This window comes from Enterococcus sp. NBRC 3427 (assembly GCF_007996925.1).
GTDB lineage: Bacteria > Bacillota > Bacilli > Lactobacillales > Enterococcaceae > Enterococcus_B > Enterococcus_B lactis.
Genome location: NZ_BJLL01000031.1, coordinates 23,122 through 29,323 on the forward strand (window position 1 = coordinate 23,122; position 6,202 = coordinate 29,323).

Annotated in this window: 8 protein-coding genes; 7 read left to right on the top strand and 1 reads right to left on the bottom strand. The window is 39.6% G+C overall.

What is annotated here, in order from left to right; genetic code table 11:
- Nucleotides 1-11 precede the first annotated feature (11 nt).
- The 7 genes from tmk (at nucleotide 12) to dinB (ending at nucleotide 5,323) form a co-directional block, all read left to right on the top strand.
- A complete protein-coding gene (gene tmk, locus ESP02_RS08155) occupies nucleotides 12-656 on the top strand; it encodes a dTMP kinase (protein ID WP_002292339.1) in 645 nt (214 codons plus the stop codon).
- A gap of 14 nt (nucleotides 657-670) precedes the next feature.
- Complete coding sequence (locus ESP02_RS08160) at nucleotides 671-1,000, top strand: cyclic-di-AMP receptor (RefSeq protein WP_002292340.1); 330 nt, start codon at nucleotides 671-673, stop codon at nucleotides 998-1,000.
- Between the two features lie 13 nt (nucleotides 1,001-1,013).
- Nucleotides 1,014-1,952 (top strand): DNA polymerase III subunit delta', encoded by a 939-nt coding sequence (holB, locus tag ESP02_RS08165; protein WP_002292342.1) that lies wholly within the window; start codon nucleotides 1,014-1,016, stop codon nucleotides 1,950-1,952.
- A 35-nt stretch (nucleotides 1,953-1,987) separates the two neighbouring features.
- Nucleotides 1,988-2,812, top strand: coding sequence for a stage 0 sporulation family protein (locus ESP02_RS08170; protein WP_010733351.1), 825 nt, complete (start codon nucleotides 1,988-1,990; stop codon nucleotides 2,810-2,812).
- The gene (locus tag ESP02_RS08175) at nucleotides 2,805-3,152 is read left to right on the top strand and encodes a DNA replication initiation control protein YabA (RefSeq protein WP_002288076.1); all 348 of its coding nucleotides are present in this window, start codon (nucleotides 2,805-2,807) and stop codon (nucleotides 3,150-3,152) included. Before ESP02_RS08170 ends, ESP02_RS08175 begins: the two co-directional genes overlap by 8 nt.
- Before the next feature lie 68 nt (nucleotides 3,153-3,220).
- Nucleotides 3,221-4,093 (top strand): 16S rRNA (cytidine(1402)-2'-O)-methyltransferase, encoded by an 873-nt coding sequence (gene rsmI / locus ESP02_RS08180; protein WP_002372757.1) that lies wholly within the window; start codon nucleotides 3,221-3,223, stop codon nucleotides 4,091-4,093.
- 108 nt (nucleotides 4,094-4,201) lie between these two features.
- Complete coding sequence (gene dinB, locus ESP02_RS08185) at nucleotides 4,202-5,323, top strand: DNA polymerase IV (RefSeq protein ID WP_002310241.1); 1,122 nt, start codon at nucleotides 4,202-4,204, stop codon at nucleotides 5,321-5,323.
- Between the two features lie 53 nt (nucleotides 5,324-5,376).
- Here the strand turns inward: dinB and nrdG are convergent, their stop codons facing one another.
- Nucleotides 5,377-5,979, bottom strand: a complete 603-nt coding sequence (gene nrdG, locus ESP02_RS08190; protein ID WP_002372753.1) for an anaerobic ribonucleoside-triphosphate reductase activating protein — start codon at nucleotides 5,977-5,979, stop codon at nucleotides 5,377-5,379.
- Nucleotides 5,980-6,202 lie beyond the last annotated feature (223 nt).

Sequence of the window (6,202 nt, forward strand, 5' to 3'; positions counted from 1 at the left end):
GGGGCAACAATGTGAACGGACTATTTATTACAATCGAGGGGCCTGATGGTGCAGGAAAAACCAGCATCTTGAATGAACTTTTCCCTCTTTTGAAAGAAGTAGCAAAAACAGAAATCATTCAAACAAGAGAACCGGGAGGCATCCCGATTGCTGAAGAGATTCGAGCGGTAATCCTGGATCCAAAAAATGATCGGATGGATGAACGCACGGAAGCACTACTTTATGCGGCGGCAAGAAGACAGCATCTAGTCGAAAAGGTCTTACCTGCTCTGGCAAAAGGGAAAATCGTTTTATGCGATAGATTTGTCGATAGTTCTCTTGCTTATCAAGGTGCAGGCCGACGCATCGGCGTTACCGAGATTGCTCGGTTGAATGAGTTTGCTACAGAAGGTACTACGCCAGATTTTACCCTTTATCTTGACGTAGATTCAGACACCGGATTAAGAAGAATCAAGAAAAACAGACAAAACCAAATCGACCGTTTAGATTCGGAAGGTTTGGAATTCCACCAGCGTGTACGACATGCTTACTTAAAGCTGGCAGAAGAGAATCCGGAAAGAATCCACAAAGTTGATGCAAGAAAAAGCTTTGAAGAAGTGCTGCAAACAAGTTATCATACAATTATTGAACAATATCCGCAATTTTTTGAAAACTAGGAAGGTGAACGTTTATGAAAATTATTTTAGCGATTATCCAAGACAAAGACAGCAACCGTTTATCAAATGAATTGATTGATGCAAATATCCGTGCCACAAAATTATCATCGACAGGCGGCTTCCTTAAGGCTGGAAACAGCACGTTTATCGTGGGTATTGAAGATGATCGAGTAGAAGAAGCATTGGAAATCATCAAAAAAACGTGTGAATCAAGAAAACAATTTGTATCTACACCTGTTACATTGGATATTTCGATGGATGGGGGCGTCCCTTATCCAGTAGAAGTAGAAGTAGGCGGTGCAACAGTCTTCGTCTTACCTGTTGAAGGATTCCATCAATTTTAGGAGGAGCTGAGCTATGAATCAAGAAATAAACTTGGCTCAAATGCAACCGATCGTGTATCAGCAGCTTCAACGGAGTTTTGAGCATGGGCGTCTCGCTCATGCTTATCTTTTTGAAGGAGAAAAAGGAACAGGAAAACATGAAGTAGGTGTGTGGCTCGCACAGCATCTGTTCTGTACCCAAATGGAAGACAATCAGCCTTGCGGAAAATGCAACAATTGTCAGCGGATCGAAAAGAAAGAACATCCAGATGTTCTGGTTATCGAACCGGACGGACAAACAATCAAAGTTGACCAGATCAGACGTTTGCAGACAGAATTCAGTCGCAGCGGATATGAATCAAGAAAAAAGGTTTTTTTGATTAAAGAAGCTGAAAAAATGAATAGCAGTGCGGCAAACAGTCTGTTGAAATTTTTGGAAGAACCACCGGGAGATTTTTTAGCGGTATTAGAGACAGATGCAGTAGGAAGGATTCTCCCTACTATTCAATCCCGTTGTCAAGTGCTGCATTTTCAAGAACTTTCGAAAGAAGCATTGATCCATCGATTGCAAGAAGAGCAGATTCCATTAGAAAAATCAAAACTTTTGGCTTTCTTAACAAACAGTTTAGGAAAAGCAGTTGAAATCTCTCAAGATGAATGGTTTAATGATGCTAAGGACTTGATTTATCAATGGTTCGTTTACTTGCAAAAGCAAGACACTCAAGCCTTTATCTATGTCCAAAAAAAATTAGTGAAATCATTTAAAGAAAAAACACAGCAGTTTACAGGATTATCTGTCCTGATGTTTTATTATCAGGAAGCACAGCGTCAAGCAGTAGCGAAAGGCGAATATGGCAAAGTGAAACAGATAAACCAGATAATTGAACGAATATTGATCGCAGAGCAGAAACTACGTAGCAATGTCGGTTTTCAAGCTGTTGCGGAACAGTTCGTTTTGCAGACGATTTTTTAGCTTGCCGCAGAGGACGATAATCAAGGAGGATGGAAATGGTAGAAGTAGTAGGTGTCCGATATAGAGATGCAGGTCATATCTATTATTTTGCACCAGGAGACTCTGAATATATTTATAATGACAAGGTATTAGTCGAATCTCAGCAATCCTTACATATTGCTACTGTTGTCCTTCCTAAAAAAGAGATTGATCCCAATGACCTTCCTGAAGCTATTCGTCCAATCTTGCATAAAGCATCAAAAGCTGAACTAGAAAAAGACAAAAAAAATAAAGAAGATGCGCGTGATGCATTGCAAATCGCAAAAGAAAAAGTGCAGTTGCGTGAGCTGGAAATGAAAATAGTCAAAGCTGAATATACATTTGATCGAAACAAACTGATTTTTTCTTTTACGGCGGACGGGCGAATCGACTTTAGAGAATTGGTAAAGGATCTAGCCGCTGTATTTCGTACTCGTATTGAGCTTCGACAAATTGGTGTACGCGATGAAGCGAAGATAATAGGCGGAATTGGTCCATGTGGGCGTCCATTATGCTGTTCTTCTTTTTTAGGCGATTTCGTGCCCGTATCGATCAAAATGGCAAAAGATCAAAGTTTATCTTTGAACCCAACAAAAATTTCCGGTTTATGCGGACGCTTGATGTGCTGTCTACAATATGAGAGCGAAGAATACGAGACAGCAAAAAAAGAACTCCCTGACTTTGGAAAAGTAATTGTTACACCTGATGGTAAAGGGAAAGTCGTAGGGTTGAATCTGCTTAGCCGTATCGTTAGTATTCGGCTGACTGGACGGGAAAATCCTGTCGAATATGAATGGGATGAATTGAAAGAATTTATCCAAGTAGGTGAGATAAATGGATAAGAGATCATTATACGACGGATTGAATCAGTTAGAATCAGAGTTGAGAAATACATTAACAGAACTTGTTGAAATGAAGCATGCTTTGCATGAAATCGTAGAAAAAAATACGACTTTGGAGATGGAAAATCAACGCTTGCGAGAACATCTTCGGGAATTGAACCAAGTTGCACAAGCTCCAGCTGAAAATGTGAAGCAAGAACTTTCCAAGTCTCGTATGAATCTTGAAAAAATTTATGAAGAAGGCTTCCATGTCTGCTACGATTTATATGGATCAAGACGGGACAATGACGAGCCTTGTGCGTTTTGTCTAGAAGTGATCTATCGCGAAAGCGGTCGATGATCAATAACAAGAGGAGACTGGAGCGGAGAAAGACTGCTCCAGTTTTTTTATTAAGGAGATTGTGACAGATGTATAATCAAAAAAGTTTCAAAGGAAATACAGTATACGGGAATTTATATCTTGTACCGACGCCAATCGGAAATCTAGAAGATATGAGCTACAGAAGTGTTCGTATGCTACAAGAAGCAGACCTTATCGCAAGCGAAGATACGCGTAATACACAAAAATTATTGAATCACTTCGAGGTTCATACGCCCCAAAAAAGTTTACATGAACATAATTATAAAGAACGTGTCCCTCAATTGATTGCTTTGTTAAAAGAAGGAAAAACGATTGCTCAAGTCAGTGACGCAGGAATGCCTTCCATCAGCGATCCTGGACATGAGCTAGTTTTAGCCTGCATAAAAGGAGGGATTTCTGTGATCTCTATCCCAGGACCTACAGCTGGGATGACGGCTTTGATTGCTTCAGGGCTAGTGCCTCAACCATTTTTATTTTATGGCTTCCTTCCACGCAAGAAAAAAGAACAGAAAGAAACATTGAAAAAGCTAAAAGAACAAACAGCTACGCTGATTTTCTATGAGTCACCTTATCGGATCACAGCTACGTTGACGAATTTCTTAGACATTTTTGGTAATCGCCAAGTCGTTTTGTGTCGAGAATTGACAAAGATCCATGAAGAATACCTTAGAGGAAGTACCGAAGAACTACTTGCATATATCGAAGAACATCCAGTAAAGGGGGAATGTTGTCTGCTTGTAGAAGGAAATTTGTTTGAAACGACAGGGACAGAAGTGGATGAAGAGCAGGGATCCTTAAAAGAACAAGTAGAAGCAAAGATTGCATCAGGCGAAAAGCCAAATGCTGCTATCAAAGCAGTAGCGCTTAAAAATGGACTGAAAAAACAAGAAGTTTACCGTCAATATCACGAATTAGACTGAAATAGTATAAGTAGTATACAATGAAGCGACAATGTGGAAAACAGCTACTAACTTCTCAAATCTCTTGAATGCGAACGAACGTTCTTGTATAATGGCTAAGAGGTGAGGATGATGGAGCTGCAATTTCCTTTACATAATGATACATCAAGAAAAATCATTCATATCGATATGGATGCTTTTTTCGCTTCTGTTGAAGAACGAGATCATCCTGAGTTTCGTGGGCACCCATTAGTAATTGCTAGACATCCCAGTGACACTGGTGGGCGTGGAGTAGTGACTACGGCAAATTATGAAGCAAGAAAATTCGGAATTCATTCAGCAATGAGTGCACAAAAAGCGTATGAACTTTGCCCGCAAGCCATCTTTAAGCCTGGCGACCATCATAAATACAGCGAGATTTCCAAACAAGTACGGGAAGTATTCTATCATTATACAGACATTGTGGAACCAGTTAGTATCGATGAAGCGTATCTTGATGTGACCGAAAATAAAATCAATTGCAAGTCAGCCATCAAAATCGCTCGAATGATCCAGGCAGATATTTGGGAAAGAGTCCAGCTAACATGTTCTGCGGGAGTAAGTTACAATAAGTTTTTGGCCAAATTAGCATCAGACTATCAAAAACCTAGAGGGATCACAGTAGTTGCACCTCAAGATGCTGTGCCATTTTTAAAAGCTTTGCCAATTGAAAAATTTCATGGAGTAGGGAAGAAAACTGTACCTAGAATGCATGAGTTAGGGATTTATACAGGAAAAGACCTATATGAATGCACAGAAATGATGTTGATTCGAAATTTTGGAAAAATGGGCTATTCTCTTTATCGTAAAGTGAGAGGAATCCATGATTCTCCAGTAAATGTTACAAGAGAGCGAAAATCTGTGGGAAAAGAGCATACGTATGGACAGCCATTGCAAACGGAGGAAGCCGTGCTGGCTCAGTTGCGCCAACTAGCTGAAAAAGTAGAAGAAGCACTGAGAAGAGTCCAAAAACATGGGAAAACAGTGGTTTTGAAGGTCAGGTACACCGATTATTCTACTGTGACCAAAAGAGTGACATTGCCAGAATACATCTATAAAAAAGAAGCGCTCTTTTATCAAGCAAGTCTTATATGGGAGGAAATCTTGGGAGTAGAAAAAGGGATCCGATTGTTAGGAATCACTTTGACGAATCTTGACCCGATGACCTATGAAAATATCGTCCTTCCGTTATGGGGAAATCAAGAAATATAAAAACAGCTTTGAGAGTTGAAAATGGAAATCCGTTTTCTCTCTCAAAGCTGTTTTTATATCAAGTCTTGTTTTTTGATTTGTTCATAGGTTTCTGTTGCATCCGTACATTTTTCCCAAATTATAACTTGGTTGGATTCTAAAGATTTTTGGACATCAATGATTCGCTGGTTGCTGCTTCCGCGAAATTGTAGTTTTAGGTCACGTTTGCTCAATTCAAAGCGTCCGTCAACAAGGATATCGATTTGCGAAAGTAGTTCTAATTTATCTTCTGAATCTTGTAGCAATTCATCAAAGGTATAGCCTGTCCATGACCAGATATCTTTTGTCGTACCGAACTCTTTTCGGATACGTCGTACGACTTGCAAACAAACATCTGTATTCAAAAAAGGCTCGCCGCCCAATAAAGTCAGTCCTTGTACGTAATCGTTGCGCAAGTCAGCGATGATTTGTTCTTCTAATTCAGGTGTGAATGGTTTGCCATATCGAAAATTTTGTGCAGCTTTGTTGAAGCAACCTTCGCAGGCGAATAAGCAGCCGCTAACGTAAAGACTGTTACGGACACCTTCACCATCGACAAAATTAAACGGTTTGTAGTCAGCAATATAGTTTTGACTGTAGTCTTTTGCTAACCATTCTTTTGGTTTTGGATTTCTCATAAAAAAACTTCTTTCATTTAAGGTTCAAAGATATAGCTATTGAAGATAAAATCTACTCGACCACATAAATAAGAACAAACTGACCTAAATCCATTGTTCAAGAAAGCTTGTTCTTATTTTGATAGAGGGCGTTCAAAGACACAAAGCATCGAAAGAGAGTGGTGAAAAAAGACTTGTCACAGCTCCTTATTCTGAATAAACGGTGTTCAAAAGCTTGCATCTG